The sequence below is a fragment of the Streptomyces sp. NPDC107538 genome, assembly GCF_055657445.1.
The window spans coordinates 295,573-310,321 of record NZ_JBVKAY010000003.1 but is presented as its reverse complement, the minus strand read 5'-3'; the positions used below and the strand labels follow the sequence as shown (position 1 = coordinate 310,321).

The following is a 14,749-nucleotide window of genomic DNA, read 5'->3' as shown; positions in this document are numbered from 1 at the left end:
AGGGCTGCATCCCTGCGTACCTTCGAGTCGGAGAAAGTGAGAGCCCCGGCGAGGTGGTCGAGACCTCCCGGAGCGTGGCCGACGCTGCCCAAGGAGCGCTGACAATGCATGACTTTATCGGCCGTATCACGGCACGGGTGCGGCTTCTGTTCATTCCCGGTACCGGGAGACGGCGAGCCGGTTGTGATCGTCTCGTCGTCGTACCGGAGTCGACCGAGTGGGCCGCACCGCCCTCGCCCCCTCTCCCCGCGCACCGATCCCCGTACGGGCTCGACGAGCGCTTCGACGGCGCCCAAACCGTCGCCGTACGCCCCTACCTCGCCGCCCACGAACAGCGGATGCGGCGGCGGGAGTTGGCCATGGCGGGGATGGGCCTGGACATGCCTGGGCCGTGTTGGATTCATGGGGTGGAGGTCGCGTAATGGCGGAGGAGGTGCGGTTGTTGCCCTGGGTCGGGGACGGAGGGAAAGCCTGCTACCTGGTCTCCGACAGTGCGGGTGGGCCCGTTTCGCGGCTGGCCGATGACACTGAGGTCATCCAGTTGGAGATGGGGAAGGAGTTGCTCTCCCATGCCCGCGAGATGTTGGCGGACGGACCCTCGGGCGGTGAAATCCGGTTTCTCGCGGCGCGGTTGAGCGAGGCCCTCGGGGACGCGCTTCGGGTGGCCGAGAGTCGGGGCCAGCGGTTGCGGACGCGGTCCGGATGGGGGCGTGGCGACACGTAGCCGCAAGGTCGTCTAGTCCGCCACCGTCACGATGCGTTCCACCGCGGCCGTCACCAGTTGTTCGCGCTCCGCCTCCGTGAAGACGTCCGGGAGGGTGAGCTGTTCGACGATGAGCCAGTTCAGGGTGAGCATGAGCAGTTTGACGGCCGTGGCGTCGCCGGGGAGGCCGGAGGCCTCGTGATAGGCGACGTTGGCGGCCACGTCGGCCCGGACGCGTTCCGTGAGGACCTTGCGCAGTTCGGGGCGCCGGGTGGCTTCGAGGCGGAGTTCCAGCAGGGCGAGGTAGCCGGTGCGGAAGGAGGCGACGCGGCCGACTAGTTCGCGCATCAGTTCGGCGTAGGTCTCCCGGTCGCGGTCGGCCGCCCGATGGCGGGCGATCGTGGCCTCGTCGGGCTGGAGTCGCTCGTAGACCCGGGCGCCGGCCTGGGTGAAGAGGTCGTCGCGGCTGGCGAAGTAGTTGGACGCCGTGCCGGCGGGAACGGCCGCCTCGGCGTCCACGGCCCGGAACGTCAGGCCGCGTGCGCCTTCTCGGGCCAGCACCTCGATCGCCGCGTCGACCAGGGCCGCACGCCGCTGGTCGTTCCGTCTCACCATTGACACCACTCCAGGCGTAGTACTACGTTCAAACCACTTCAGCTAGAGTACTACGTGGGGGAGCACCATGCGAAAGCTCGTGTACTACGTCGGCGTCTCGCTCGACGGCCGTATCGCCGGTCCCGGCGGCGAGTTCGACTTCTTTCCGCAGGGCGACGAGCAGCAGGCCGCCGCCTACGCGACCTGGACGAACGCGCTGTACCCGGAGACCGTCCCGACCGCCTACCGCACGGCCGTCGGTGTCGCCGACGCGCCCAACCGGCGTTTCGACACCGTCGTCATGGGCCTCGGTACCTATCGGCCCGCCCTCGACAACGGGATCACCAGCCCGTACACGCACCTGCGCCAGTACGTGGTGTCCAGCACGCTCAAGCCGGACACCGACCCGGCCGTCACCGTCGTGCCGGGCGACCCGCTCGCCCTCGTCCGCGAGCTCAAGAGCGAGGCGAGCGCCAACGGCCTGGACATCTGGCTCTGCGGGGGCGGCCGGCTCGCGGGCGCCCTGCTGCCCGAGATCGACGAGCTGCTGATCAAGACCTATCCGGTCGTCGCCGGTACCGGAATCCCGGTGGTCGACGGCGCCTTCGACCCCACCGTCTTCGACGTCGCCGAACGCACCGCCTTCCCCAACGGGGTCACCCTCACCCGCCTCACCCGCCGCTGAGTCGTCACCTCGCATCCGCCGGGCAGACTGCGGGCATGCAGCTCCCCGCACCGGCCGTCGCCGTCACCGCGCTGATCGAAGTCGTACGGATCTCCGGGCTGCCGGGGAGGAGGGGCGGCCCGTATCCCGGCGAGGTGGTCGGCCACTGGGCGGGGGACGAGGTCGAGGGCGTACTGGCGCTGGTCCAGAACCTGCCCGGGAGTGTGCGGCATCGGTGTGGGTTCTCGCCCGGGTGGGGGATCCGGGCGTACGGCGATGACCTCGGCCTCGTGTTGTTCGAGGCGGCGTTCTGCTTTTCCTGCGACGAGGTGCGGATGCAGGGGGAGGCGGTGCCGGCTGGGCTGGCCACGCAGTTCTTCGACGCGGGGGGCGAGGAGGGTCAGGCCCTCCTCGGCCGGTTTCGCGAAGCCGGCGGTGGCCCCGGCGACGGGCGCTGACACCTCACCGGGGCGCACTACTGCGGCGCCCGGACCTCGGGAGAGGTCGGGCGCCGCAGAGGTTCACGCGCTTTCGCGCCGCGTCACGACGCCGCGCGGCCCGCGCCCTTGCGGCGGGTGACGGCGAAGATGACGCCGCCCGCGGCGACGAGGCCCGCCGCGCCGAGGGCGATCGGGATGGCGTTGCCGCCGCCGGTCTCGGCGAGGTCGCCGGGCTCACCGCCGTTGGGGGAAGGGGCGACCGGGGTGGAGTCGGAGGGGGACGGGGAGGGGGAGGAGTCGGTCTTCGGGGTGTCGCCGGCCGGCGGGGTGGCGTCCGCCGGGGGGTTCTCGTCGGCGGGCGGCTGCTCGTCCGCCGGGGGGTTCTCCTCGGCCGGCGGCTGGTCGTCGGCCGGGGGCTGCTCTTCCGCCGGGGGGTTCTCCTCGGCCGGCGGCTGCTCCTCGGACGTGCAGTCCTTCGTGCCGCCGTTCCAGGCCGCGATCAGCTTGTCCTTGATGACAGGGCGGTCGGGGCCCTTGGGGACGTCGCCGTGCTCGAAGCCGTCGTTCGCGTCGAGCTTGCCGTCGAACTTCACGGCGCCCCGGTAGAGGTCGATCTGCGCGTAGCAGCCCGCGTCCGGGACGGAGATGTCGAGGGAGTCCGTCGCGCCCTTCTTGACCGTGACCGTGTCGAAGTCGACGAAGACCTGCTCGCCGGAGGTGCCGAAGGTCGGTCCGTGGGCGAGGTAGGACGCGAGGGAGACCGTGCAGGTCGTGGCGTCGGCGGCGGCGCGGACCTTGATGTGGACCTTGCCGTCGTCGGTGGGCTTGAGGTTCTGGTCGTCGAGCTTGACCCAGTCGGCGAACTTCACGCCGTCCAGCGAGAACTCGCAGCGGTCGGTCTCGGTGGGCGTGCCCGCGCCCTGGCCGGGGGCGTAGCTCTTCTTGCCCCAGCCGTCGCCGCCGGGTGTGTCGTGGGCGAAGGCCGGACCGGAGACCGCCGCGCTCAGCGCGAGGGCGGCGATGCCCGTCCCCACCAGGCGGCCGACGATGACACGTCTCGCTATGGACATGCAGATCCCATTCTCGAACTCGGAACGTCGCAACGTACGAGAACCCCGGGCGCGGCGGCAGCACGGCAGCGCGAAGCCGCCGGAGGCCGCGCCGGGGGTGTGAGTGGTCGAAGAAAACACCGGGCTCAGGGGTCACTTGAGCCACAGGGTGTGCACATCGTTTACCAAGGGGTAGGGGCTGTCAACCTCGGGAAACGCCGGTCGGATCCAGGCCCTCGACGGTCCCTCGGGCCCCTCCCCTCCATGCGCGCGCCACACCTGCGGCACATATGGGGCACAAAGGGAATCAGTGACTCCGGACGTCCATGAGGGCCTCATGGGCACCCCAAGGCCAGGGCGTCGGACCGCAAAGGGTTCGCCAACTCGCCCTGGCGGCAAGGTGAGTTGATATGGGACGGATTTGACAATCACATCCCCCGCTCCCGACTCTACGTTCATGACATCCATTTTCATTATCGGCGTCAAGGGTGCCGCCGAGAGCGAGCGGGGTGACGGTCCGTGCGTGTGGCGTTCGTAGGCAAGGGCGGCAGCGGCAAGACGACGCTCTCGGCCCTCTTCGCCCGGCATCTCGCCCGCTCGGGCGCGCCGCTCGTGGCGATCGACGGGGACATCAACCAGCATCTGGCGCACGCGCTCGGCCTGGACGAGGACGAGACCTTCGATGCGCCGCCGCTGAGTGCGCGTACCGGTGAGATCAAGGACCTTCTCCGGGGGACCAATCCGCGGATCGTCTCGCGGGCGGCCATGGTCAAGACGACTCCGCCGGGGCGGGGTTCTCGGCTGCTGCGGCTCCTCGGCGACGACGAGATCCACGGGCGGCACGTCCGGCGGGTCGACGGGGTGCCGCTCATGGTCACCGGCGCCTTCGACGAGAGCGATCTCGGGGTGGCCTGCTACCACTCCAAGCTCGGCGCGGTGGAGCTGTATCTCAACCATCTCGTCGACGGGCCCGGTGAGTACGTCGTCGTCGACATGACCGCCGGCGCGGACGCCTTCGCCTCCGGGCTGTTCACCCGGTTCGACATGACCTTCCTGGTGGTCGAGCCGACGCGGAAGAGCGTGTCGGTGTACCGGCAGTACCAGGAGCACGCGGCCGAGTTCGGGGTCCCGGTCGCCGTCGTCGGCAACAAGGTCACCGGCGAGGACGACCTGCTCTTCCTCAAGGAGCACGTCGGGGACGACCTGTTGGCGTACTGCGTGCAGTCGTCGTACGTCCGCGCGCAGGAACAGGGGCGTGAGCGCGGGGAGTTGGAGGGGCACAATCTGCATGCGCTGGCGCAGCTGAAGGACGCGGTCGACGCCCGTACGAAGGACTGGGGCGCCTTCCAGCGCCATGCCGTCGAGTTCCATCTCCGCAACGCCGCCGCCTGGGCCAACGACGCCACCGGGCACGATCTGGCCGCCCAGGTGGATCCCGGGTTCCGGCACGGTCCGGAGGCGCTCGCCGCCGAGACCACCAGCGCCCCCTCGTCCATCCCCTCCATAGTCTCCTTCTGATCAGCACAGGAACAGGACCCAGCCATGTCGCTCGACGTCTCTCCGCAGTTGCTCGCCGATGCCGAGAAGGGTGAGGTGCGGGAGGAGGAGTTCGTGGAAACGGTGCGTACGTCGCTGCCGTACGCGTACGGCCTGATCGCCTCCCTGGTGGGTCAACTGCGCGCGGGCACCCGCGAGTTCGCCGACAACCAGACCCCGCCGCCGTCGGAGCGGGAGCGCGGGCAGCTGCTGCGGGCGCTGTCCAGCGACGCGATCCGGGGGAGTCTGGAGCGGCACTTCGGGGTGGCGCTCGCCTTCCAGAACTGCCACCGGGTGGCGGTCTTCCCGGTGGAGGCGCGCGGCGGTGAGACGTATGCCCGGTTCACGTCGCTGCGGTCGCAGATCCTCAACCAGTCGCCGGAGTTCCGGGACTGCTGAGGCCCCCGCCGCCCCCGTCCCCGTCCCTGTCCCCGTCCCCGCCCTCGTCTGCGCCTGCGCCTCTGCCGCCGACCCGTCCGTTTCGGCCATCGGCCGCCCCCTCCGCACCCCTCCCGCGGAGGGGGGCGGTCGATGGGACACGCCGGAGCTTGGGGGGCGTACGGGGGCGCATTACCGGCGTACGGCTGCATGGGTGGGCGGGGGTGGGGGCGTCCGTGTGTGCGGCTTCGGGCTGTTCGTGCGGGCGGCTTCGTCCCGATCCGGACCGATCGCGCCCGATCGGGTCCGGCGCCCGCGGGCTCGTGTGCGGCGCGGTCGGGTGGCTGGTGGGGGCCGGGTGCGTGCCGGTCCGTGCGCCACGGCGTGCGGCCGTGTGATGTGCGCCGTCACTAGTGGGGCTGCCTGCGATCACACAAGGTGAATAATGGGGTCTGAGGGCGTCTCAGCGACAGAGAGGGTCGCCGTGGGGACCGACAGGGACAGTGCCGTTTCCCGTCAGCGCTTCGACGTGGCCGACGCCGCGCCGTTGCTGATCGACGCGGACGGGTTCGTGACGAGTTGGACCCGGGACGCCGAGCGGCTCTTCGGGTATCCGGCGGCCGAGATCCTGGGCCGCAGCGTCCGTACGCTCCTGGTCGACGAGGACGGCGAGCGCATCGGCCGCCTGGCCGAAACCCACCGCGCCCTCGGCGGCTGGTCCGGCCTCCTCACCGCCCGCCACCGCGACGGCCACCGCCTGCGCGTCATGGTCCGCGTCGTCCCCATGCGAGAGACACCGACGCCTCCGGCCGGAACGGGGTCGGTACCCGCGGCCGAGTCGGCTCCCTCGACCGGGGCGACCCCTTGGGGCGAGACCGCCGGGTCGGCTCGTTCGACGCCGCCGACGCCCACGGCCGGACCGGGGCCCACGACGGGGCCGACGCCCACGGCCGGATCGGCGCCCTCGGCGGGTTCAGGCCCTTCGGCCGGGTCGGCGCCCATGACCGGAGTGGGCGGCCCCGCCGGTTCCGCCGGATCCACCCGCGCGGCTCCCCCGGCCGTTCCCGGCGACACCACGACGCCGTCGGCCGGTGCCGTCTGGCCCGCGCCGCGCCCGGGGTACCCCGACGTGCCTGGGGACGCCACACCACCCTCGTCGGCCCCGGACCCGGCTGCGGCCCGGGAGGCCGTGACCCGGTCGGGCGCCGGGGACATCGGGAGCCCGCCTCGGAGGGGGGCGCCGCAGCCCAAGCCCGCGCCGCCACGGACGGCGTCCGCGCAGTCGGCGGCGCTGGGGACTGCGGCCCCACAATCCCCGGCACCCCACTCCTCGCCGCCCCAGCCCGCGGACCCGGCGGCCCAGGCACCCCGTCGGACGCCGGCGGACCCGACCGGGCGGGCCCCGGCCCGGGAGCGTGGTTCCTGGCCTGCTGCCCAACACCCCGGCCGCCCGTCGGTCCGGCAGGCCACCCCCACCCCCGACTCCCCGCCCTCGTCCTCGCCCCAATCCCCGTCCGCGCGCCTACCCTTCTCCGCCCACCCGCGCCCCTCTGCCCCGGCCCACGCCGCTCCCTCCCCGGCCCAACCTCTGCCCCTCTCCCCCCACACCCCCACCACCCACTGGATCGCGCTCGTCTCCGATGCCACCGAGGCGCCCGGGTGGGACATGAGTCGGAATGTGTTGGAGCGGATGACGACGTGGTCGCCGGTGGGGATCGCGATAGTGGATACGGAGCTGCGGTTCGTGTGGTCGAACGCGGCGTTGGAGCGGTTCGGGGGTGGGCAGGCGTACGAGCGGGTGGGGCTGCGGCTGGCGGAGGTGCAGCCGGGGCTGGACGCCGAGCGCATCGAGGCGCAGATGCGGCGGGTCCTGGAGACGGGCGTCCCCGTGCTGGACTACGAGCACGTGGGCCGGGTCCGGTCCGCGCCGTACCGCGAGACCGCGCACGCGATGTCGTTCACCCGGCTTGAGGACGACCTCGGGCGCCCCATCGGCGTCTACTACACCGTGATCGACGTGTCGGAGCGGCACCGCGCCCGCACCCGCCTCGCCCTGCTGGACCGGGCCGGTGAGCAGATCGGCCGCACCCTCGACGTACGGCGGACCGCGCAGGAGCTGGCGGACGTCGTCGTACCGGCGCTCGCCGACTTCGTGACCGTGGACCTGCTGGACTCCGTCCTGCGCGGTGCCGAACCGGGCCCCCTCGACGACGGTTCCGTGCCGCTGCGGCGGATCGCGCAGCAGTCCGTGCACGCCGGGGTGCCCGAGGCGGTCCTGGAGGTCGGCGCGCTCGCCGCGTACGCCGCCGGATCGCCCCCGGTACGGGCCCTGGTCGACGGCCGGTCGTGGTCGGAGCCACGGCTCGACCCGCTGTCGGCGGAGTGGGCCGCGGCGATCCCGGGCGGCGGCCGGGCCGTGCCCGTGGAGGCACTCGGACTGCACAGTGTGATGATCGTGCCGGTGCGGGCGCGGGGGATCACGCTCGGCATCACCACGTTCTTCCGGCGCGACCGTCTCGACCCCTTCGACGCGGTCGACCTCGGTCTCGCCGAGGAGTTGGTGAGCCGGGCCGCCGTCTGCGTCGACAACGCGCGCCGGTACACGCGCGAGCGCGACGCCGCCCTCGTCCTGCAGCGCAGCCTCCTGCCGCGCCGGCTGCCCGAGCAGGACGCGGCCGAGGTCGCCGTCCGCTACCGGCCCGCCGACGAACTGACCGGCCTCGGCGGCGACTGGTACGACGTCATCCCGCTCTCCGGCGCCCGCGTCGCCCTCGTCGTCGGCGAGGTCGCGGGCCACGGCATCGACGGCGCCGCCGCGATGGGGCGGCTGCGGACGGCCGTACGGACGCTCGCCGACCTCGATCTGCCGCCGGACGAACTGCTCGCCCACCTCGACGACATGGTCGCCAAGTCGGCGCGGCAGGAGGGCGCCGAGCCGGGCGGGGGCAGCGGCCAGACGGTCGGGGCGCGCTGTCTCTACGTCGTCCACGACCCGGTGTCGGGCAGGTGCGCCATGGCCGCGGCCGGGCCGTTCGCCCCGGCCCTGGTCGCCCCGGACGGCACGGTCAGCTTCCCCGAGCTGCCCGGGGGGCCCGCGCTCGGCGTCGACCAACAGCCCTTCGAGGCACTGGAGTTGGACCTCGCCGAGGGCACGGTCGTCGCCCTGCACACGGACGGGCTGCTCGCCGGGGCCTCCCGGGACGCGCTGTGCCGTGCCCTCGCCCGGCCCGAGCCCTCCCTCGAACGGCACGCCCAGCGCGTCCTCGACTCCCTCGCCCCGGCCCGCCCCACCGACGACGTCGCCCTCCTCCTGGCCCGCACCCGGCGGCTGCCCGCGCACCGGGTCGCGTCCTGGGAGCTGCCGGCCGACCCGGCGCTGGTGGCGGAGGCCCGCAAGACCACCGCGCGGCAGCTCGGGCTGTGGGGGCTGGACGAGCTGGCGTTCACCACCGAGCTGGTCGTCAGCGAGCTGGTCACCAACGCGATCCGGCACGCCGCCGGGCCCATCCGGCTGCGGCTCGTCCTCGAACGCACCCTCATCTGCGAGGTGTTCGACGGCGGCGCCACCGCGCCCCACCTCCGCCACCCCCGCACCACCGACGAGGGCGGCCGCGGCCTCTTCCTCATCTCCCAGTTCACCCAACGCTGGGGCACCCGCTTCCTCCCCGAGGGCAAGGTGATCTGGGCGGAACAGTCACTGGACGAGCAGTCGCCGACGTGACCCTCGGCCCGGCCCACCCCCGATCACCGCCGGCCTACCCCCGATCGCCGCGGTACGCCATGCGGGGACGCCCTCCTTGGCCCGACCGGATGAACTCGCCGTCACCGGCCGTCCTCTCCCACTCCCCCACCTCCCCCGAATCTCCACATTTCCGGCATCACGCCACCCTCTCCGGCCCTCCCATGCCCCGTTCAGCCTGATTACTGACGGTTGCCACTTCATATGAATGCAGGGGTCGGCTTCGGACATCAGGAGAAGAGGGACGTGGCGTGAAGCGAAGAACTCCGGGGGGTGTGGGTCTGGCCCTGGCCGTCTCGGCGGCGTTGGTGGTCGGGCTGGCCGGCGAGGCGGTCCCCGCCGCCCCCGGCGCCAGGAGCACGGTGGACGGCAAGGCACCCGGTGACGGCAACGTGACCGTACGCGTCGTCAACGAGGTGGACGCCGACGGGACGTACGACCACGGTCTGGAGAAGGGCTGGCAGGATGTGCGGGTCACGCTCACCGACGACCGCGGGGCCGTGGTGACCCGGACGACCAACGCGTACGGCATCGCCTGGTTCCAGCCGTCGGCCACCCCGCTGCGCGGCGGCAAGTACCGCGTCCAGGTCCACAACCCCGACCCCCGCACCCTGCAGCCCGCGCTCGCGGGTCTCGGCGACGGCCCCTCCGTCATGCGCAGCGGCGTCGGCTTCGTGGACGTCGCCGGGGGCCGGAGCACCACGTACACCACCGGTTTCTGGGAGCCCGGGGTCTACTGCCAGGAGAACCCCGACCTGGTGACCTGCAATCTCACCAAGGGCGACGCACCCGACACCCACAAGGGCCTGGTGCGGTTCTCGGGGAACTTCTCCGCCACCCACCCCGGCGGCACGGTCGAGCAACTGACCAACAACACGCAGCAGGGGGCCGTGTTCGGCATCGGCAACGACCGGACCGGCAACACGTACATGGGCACCCTGGTCAAGCGGCACGCGGCGTACGGCCCCGCGGGCGCGACCAACACCATCTACCGCCGCAACAGCGCCTCCGGGGTCACCACCTTCGTCACCCTGCCGGGACTGCTGACCGAGCACGACGAAGCCGACGACTGGCTCCGCGACAACCCGGTCTACAGCCGGGTCGGCCGGGAGGGCATCGGCGACGTCGACGTCTCCGGTGACGGCCGGACCCTCTACGCGGTCAGCCTCAACGACTCCCGGCTGTACGCCGTACCGATCCAGGGCAACGGCGACGGGGTCTACCCGGGCCGCTACCGGTCGCACGTCATCCCCAGGCCCGAGGAGTGCGCGGGCCACTGGCACCCGTACGGCATCGGGGTGCGCGGCGGGCGCGTGCTCGTCGGCGGGGTGTGCGGCGCGGAGAACACGGTCACCAGGAAGGTGCCGTGGGGCGACCCGTCGCAGGTCACCTCGCATGTCTACGAGTTCGCCAAGGGGTCGTTCCGCCCGCTGTTCCACACGGCGATGAACTACCCGCGCGGCTGCGCCTACCGGACCGACGCGGCCCACACCGGGTCACACAACGGGTCACACAACGGATCGCAGACGGGGCCGGGCACCGGGTCCCACACGGCCCCCGCGCCGCACACGAGCACGGTCCCCGCACCGCGTACAGGCCCCGCCGCGGGCACCCGCGGCTGCGCCAAGCCCTCCGCCGTCGGCCGGCCGCTGAGCGCGATGTGGGAGGCGTGGAACCAGCGGGTCCCCGAGCCCGGCCCGCTGTCGTTCGTCTCCGCGCCGCAGCCGATCCTGTCCAACATCGAGATCGCCGACAACGGCGACCTGATCCTCGGCTTCCGCGACCGCTTCGCCGACATGCAGGGCACGGCGACGTACCCCTTCAACGCCCGCAAGCACACCCTGGTCAGGGCCATCGCCGCCGGTGACGTGCTGCGGGTGTGCACCTCGAAGACGACGTACACGCTGGAGAACAACGCCCGCTGCGACGCGCTCTACGGCGCGCTGCCGAACAACGACGAGGGCCCGGGCCACGGCGAGTTCTACGCCGACTCGACCAGGCTCGCGAGCGCCCACGAGGACCAGGTCACCCAGGGCGGTACAGCCCTCCTGCCGTACCGGAACAAGCTGTGGAGCACGGTCTACGACCCGTTCGACGAGCACCCCTGGGAGCAGGGCGTACGCCGCTGGAACGCCGACAAGGGCCGTACGGAGGGCAACCTCACGATCCAGCGGACCTGGAGCGACAAGGCCGCGGGCCGCGCCCTGCTCTTCGGCAAGGGCAACGGCCTCGCCGACCTGGAGCTGGTCTGCGACCGGGCGCCCGTCCAGATCGGCAACCGCGTCTGGTACGACATCAACGGCAACGGAGTCCAGGACCCGTCCGAACCGCCGGTCAAGGGCGTGAAGGTCACGCTCGACACGACGTCGTCCCTGTCGGACCGCGGTCTGACCACGTCCACCGACGCCAACGGTGAGTACTACCTCGGCAGCGCCCAGGGCCTGAAGCCGAACACCACCTACCGGGTCTCCTTCGACTACAGCGGGGTCGACACCAACGCGCTGCCGGGCCGGCCGAGCCGCGCCTCCCTCAAGTGGACGGTGAAGAACGCCGGTTCGAACCGCGCGATCGACTCCGACGTCGACGGGTACGGCCGGACCACGGTCCGGGTCGGCGACCCCGGCCATGTGAACCACACGGTCGACGCCGGCCTCACCAAGTCGGTACGGCTGACGCTCGTGAAGCAGGACAAGAAGAGCGGCAAGCCGCTGGCGGGCGCGGTGTTCGAGCTGTGGCAGGACACCAACGGGGTGCGCGGACTGCAGCGGTACGGCCTGAACAAGGACCGCTTCGTCAACGACTGCGCCACCTCCCACACCGGCCGCTGCTCCTTCGGCTCGCTCCTGCCCGGCACGTACCACCTGGTGGAGACCGATGTCCCCGAGGGCTATCTCAAGCCGAAGCAGCCGGTCACCGGCCCGTACGTCCTCACCCCGAGGAACGCCTCGGCCGGCGGCGGACTGACCGTCAAGCTCTTCAACGTGCGCGGCGAGCCGTGCAAGGGCAAGAAGTGCTGACGCCGGTTCCCGTTCGGCCCAGCACGAGGTCTCCGGGGCGCGTGGGATGCCGTATCTCTGGGAGGGGGTACGGCGAGTGAGCGAGTCCCGGAGGCCGCGTTGACGAGACGAAGGACACGGAAGACCCGGATACGTACGGGTGTGGTCGCGGTGCTGTCGTCCGCCCTGGTGGGCTGGACGGCGGCACCCGCCGCAGCGTCGGGACCAGCCGACGTGTCGGCGTCCGCGCCGGTGTGCGCCTCCCGTACCGGCCCCTATCAGTGGGACCTGGAGCGCCATCTCAAGCTCCTCCCCGTGGACGGCCGGCAGTCCACCGCCGACTGTGTGGCGATCCGCGCGTTCCAGCAGCGCACCGGCGTGAAGCCGGCCGACGGGTACGCGGGCCTCCCCACCTACCGCACGATGCTGGTGGTGCAGGCCCGCGCCAACCCGAACGCCGCCGGGAAGTGCCCGGTACGGACGTACCAGGTGACCTGCGTCGACCTCGACCGACAGCTGGTGTGGGTGCAGCAGGGGAGCCGGATCATCTACGCGCCGGTGCCCGCGCGCACCGGCAGGGACGGCCAGGAGACCCGTACCGGCTGGCACAAGGTCTACTGGAAGAACCGCGACCACTTCTCCGACCTGTACGACAACGCCCCCATGCCGTTCGCCCAGTTCTTCAACGACGGCCAGGCCTTCCACGGCGTCCTCGACGACCTCTTCCGCGGCGGCTCCCACGGCTGCGTGAACCTCCGCTACGCCGACGCGGAACGCCTGTGGCGCGTCATGCACGAGGACGACTCGGTGTACGTGTGGGGCGTGAAGCCGGGGACGGGGCGGTCGATGCGGCCGGCGGTGGGTCCGTAGGAGGAAACCGGTACCCGGAGCCCGGAGCTTGGAATTTCGGCCTCAGGCCGCGCGGGGGCCGCCGCTGAGGCGGCCCGAGGGGGCCGTGGGGACGAGGCGGTCGTAGCGCCAGGCGCACAGGCCCAGGGCCATCAGGAACTGCAGGTCGAGCAGGCCCACGGTCATCATCACGAAGGCCCAGTCCACCGACTCGGCGGGACCGGACCCGCTCGCCACCATGGTCGCCACCAGGCACAGCAGATACAGCACCGTGTACACCGACACGTCGATGGTCGCGGTGCGCCAGCGCGACAGGGCCGGGAGCGCCTTCCGCACCACCGTCAGCACGAGGACGGCCACCGGTGGGAAGAGCAGTCCCCCTCCGCTGATCATGTCCAGGCCCACGTCACCGGCCGAGGCCTCCCCGCCGAGCGTGCCGACGCTCAGCACGGCCACGCCCCACAGCCATGAGGGAAGGGTGACCGTCACCGCGTACTCGACCGCCCTGCGCCAAGGCGTGATCATCTGCGCTCCTCGCATCCCCGTGAGTCACCGGCGGTCAACCGATGACCACAGCAGTCTCCCAGCCGCCTTCGGGAGCGCGATCGGCAGCCTCCGCAGGGGAGTTGTGGGAGGCGTGGGGGCGTGGGGGGCGTCGTGCGGGAGTGTCGTCACGCCGCCGAGGGGACGAGGGTGCCGGCGGGGCCACGGGCCTCGGAGGAGTCGCCGCCGTCGGAAGACGTCTCGTCGGGGGACGCCTCGTCGGGGGACCGGCCGTCCGGGGCCCGCTCTCCCTCGGCGGCCCCCTCCTCCGACGGCTTCTTGCTCTCGCCCTTCTCCGGCTCGCCCTTCTTCGGCTTCGGCTTCGGCTTCTTCTTGTCCTTCTTCTCCTGTTGTTCCTTCTTCAGGAGGTCCTTCAGGCGTTGGGTGCCGGCTTGGGCGGCGTCGCGGGTGGCGGTGTCGTCGATGCCGTAGAGGCCGCCGTGGGTGAGGAGGGCGGCCGTGTCGCCGACGCGCACGGTGGCGAGGTCGAGGGTGAGGGCGCTGTCCTCGTCCTCCACGGCACCGCTGACGATCAGCCGCAGGCCCTGCCGGGCATCGCCCAGGTCACGGGGGAGTTCGACGGGGACGACCTCGGCGCCGTACTCCCGCCCTTGGACCCCGGTGATGGTGAACTCACCGCAGCTGTCGACGAGTTGGCGGAGCCGGCCGAGGCGGGCGTCGACGTCGGCGCGGTCGTACTCGCCGACCTGGTAGCGCAGTTGGGCGCCGTACTCGTAGTCGTCGAAGCCGGTGACGGCCGTGCCGCCCTTGGGTTTGCCGAGGACGTCCTCGGCGTACACCGCGTCGAGGAGCTGCTGGCACTCGGGGCGGTCGGTGCGGCCCTTGAGGAGGCCGTCCCGCCAGGTCGCCGCGCCCTGGGTGCCGGTCCAGGCGTCGCCGAGATCGTCCTGGCGGAGCAGCGCGCTGCGGGCACGGGCGTCGGTGAGAGTGGGCGTCGGCCGGGCGGAGGGCGAGGCGGTGGCCGGGTCGTCGACGACGGCGGCCTCGGGGAAGCCGCGCGGATGCCCCGGGTCGTTCGCGACGCAGGCCGTCGCCCCCGCGAGCAACCCGAGGGCCAGGGCCCGGGCGAGAACACGGTACGGACGACGACGGCGCATGGCGGAGCCTTCCGGGAGCACGACGATTCCGCTCCTACGCCAGCACCGCTCGGGCCCGCCCACCAGCGCACGAGGGCGTACGGGTGAGCGACTCCCTCGTACGGCTCACTCGTACGGCGGCCTCGTACGGCCCTCTGCGT

General features: G+C 72.2%; 12 protein-coding genes. 8 read left to right on the top strand and 4 right to left on the bottom strand.

The genetic code is table 11. The features are described from left to right. Positions 1-104 precede the first annotated feature (104 nt). On the top strand, positions 105-422 hold the full coding sequence (locus tag ACZ7MG_RS11860; protein WP_471382304.1) for a hypothetical protein: 318 nt from the start codon (positions 105-107) through the stop codon (positions 420-422). Positions 423-736: 314 nt separating this feature from the next. Here the strand turns inward: ACZ7MG_RS11860 and ACZ7MG_RS11855 are convergent, their stop codons facing one another. Then, positions 737-1,318, bottom strand: coding sequence for a TetR/AcrR family transcriptional regulator (locus ACZ7MG_RS11855; RefSeq protein WP_471382305.1), 582 nt, complete (start codon positions 1,316-1,318; stop codon positions 737-739). A gap of 67 nt (positions 1,319-1,385) precedes the next feature. Between ACZ7MG_RS11855 and ACZ7MG_RS11850 the strand changes: the two genes are divergently transcribed. Together ACZ7MG_RS11850 and ACZ7MG_RS11845 are read left to right on the top strand one after the other, a co-directional pair. Beyond that, positions 1,386-1,982, top strand: a complete 597-nt coding sequence (locus tag ACZ7MG_RS11850) for a dihydrofolate reductase family protein (protein ID WP_471382307.1) — start codon at positions 1,386-1,388, stop codon at positions 1,980-1,982. Between the two features lie 35 nt (positions 1,983-2,017). Beyond that, positions 2,018-2,419 carry a hypothetical protein gene (locus tag ACZ7MG_RS11845; RefSeq protein ID WP_471382308.1) on the top strand — a complete coding sequence of 134 codons (402 nt, stop codon included), beginning with the start codon at positions 2,018-2,020 and terminating at the stop codon, positions 2,417-2,419. An 83-nt stretch (positions 2,420-2,502) separates the two neighbouring features. On the opposite strand, the gene ACZ7MG_RS11840 is transcribed toward ACZ7MG_RS11845, so the two are convergent. Next, the gene (locus ACZ7MG_RS11840) at positions 2,503-3,471 is read right to left on the bottom strand and encodes a hypothetical protein (protein ID WP_471382310.1); all 969 of its coding nucleotides are present in this window, start codon (positions 3,469-3,471) and stop codon (positions 2,503-2,505) included. A gap of 498 nt (positions 3,472-3,969) precedes the next feature. Here ACZ7MG_RS11840 and ACZ7MG_RS11835 point away from each other — a divergent pair, with 498 nt between their 5' ends. The 5 genes from ACZ7MG_RS11835 (at position 3,970) to ACZ7MG_RS11815 (ending at position 12,969) form a co-directional block, all read left to right on the top strand. Then, positions 3,970-4,968, top strand: coding sequence for an ATP-binding protein (locus ACZ7MG_RS11835; RefSeq protein WP_471382312.1), 999 nt, complete (start codon positions 3,970-3,972; stop codon positions 4,966-4,968). A 24-nt stretch (positions 4,969-4,992) separates the two neighbouring features. After that, on the top strand, positions 4,993-5,385 hold the full coding sequence (locus ACZ7MG_RS11830; protein ID WP_471382314.1) for an SCO5389 family protein: 393 nt from the start codon (positions 4,993-4,995) through the stop codon (positions 5,383-5,385). Between the two features lie 463 nt (positions 5,386-5,848). Continuing rightward, entirely contained in the window at positions 5,849-9,085 is a 3,237-nt protein-coding gene (locus ACZ7MG_RS11825; protein WP_471382315.1) for a SpoIIE family protein phosphatase, read from the top strand. A 269-nt stretch (positions 9,086-9,354) separates the two neighbouring features. Then, positions 9,355-12,120, top strand: coding sequence for an SdrD B-like domain-containing protein (locus ACZ7MG_RS11820; protein WP_471382317.1), 2,766 nt, complete (start codon positions 9,355-9,357; stop codon positions 12,118-12,120). A gap of 99 nt (positions 12,121-12,219) precedes the next feature. Beyond that, positions 12,220-12,969 (top strand): L,D-transpeptidase, encoded by a 750-nt coding sequence (locus ACZ7MG_RS11815; RefSeq protein ID WP_471382319.1) that lies wholly within the window; start codon positions 12,220-12,222, stop codon positions 12,967-12,969. 42 nt (positions 12,970-13,011) lie between these two features. Here the strand turns inward: ACZ7MG_RS11815 and ACZ7MG_RS11810 are convergent, their stop codons facing one another. Both ACZ7MG_RS11810 and ACZ7MG_RS11805 read right to left on the bottom strand, forming a co-directional pair. Beyond that, positions 13,012-13,473, bottom strand: a complete 462-nt coding sequence (locus tag ACZ7MG_RS11810; protein WP_471382321.1) for a hypothetical protein — start codon at positions 13,471-13,473, stop codon at positions 13,012-13,014. A 146-nt stretch (positions 13,474-13,619) separates the two neighbouring features. Further along, complete coding sequence (locus ACZ7MG_RS11805; protein ID WP_471382322.1) at positions 13,620-14,609, bottom strand: hypothetical protein; 990 nt, start codon at positions 14,607-14,609, stop codon at positions 13,620-13,622. Positions 14,610-14,749: the final 140 nt, after the last annotated feature.

Coding starts and splice junctions, on each gene's coding strand:
- ACZ7MG_RS11860 (WP_471382304.1), top strand. CDS start 105: ATGCATGACTTTATCGGCCGTATCACGGCACGGGTGCGGCTTCTGTTC.
- ACZ7MG_RS11855 (WP_471382305.1), bottom strand. CDS start 1,318: ATGGTGAGACGGAACGACCAGCGGCGTGCGGCCCTGGTCGACGCGGCG.
- ACZ7MG_RS11850 (WP_471382307.1), top strand. CDS start 1,386: ATGCGAAAGCTCGTGTACTACGTCGGCGTCTCGCTCGACGGCCGTATC.
- ACZ7MG_RS11845 (WP_471382308.1), top strand. CDS start 2,018: ATGCAGCTCCCCGCACCGGCCGTCGCCGTCACCGCGCTGATCGAAGTC.
- ACZ7MG_RS11840 (WP_471382310.1), bottom strand. CDS start 3,471: ATGTCCATAGCGAGACGTGTCATCGTCGGCCGCCTGGTGGGGACGGGC.
- ACZ7MG_RS11830 (WP_471382314.1), top strand. CDS start 4,993: ATGTCGCTCGACGTCTCTCCGCAGTTGCTCGCCGATGCCGAGAAGGGT.
- ACZ7MG_RS11810 (WP_471382321.1), bottom strand. CDS start 13,473: ATGATCACGCCTTGGCGCAGGGCGGTCGAGTACGCGGTGACGGTCACC.
- ACZ7MG_RS11805 (WP_471382322.1), bottom strand. CDS start 14,609: ATGCGCCGTCGTCGTCCGTACCGTGTTCTCGCCCGGGCCCTGGCCCTC.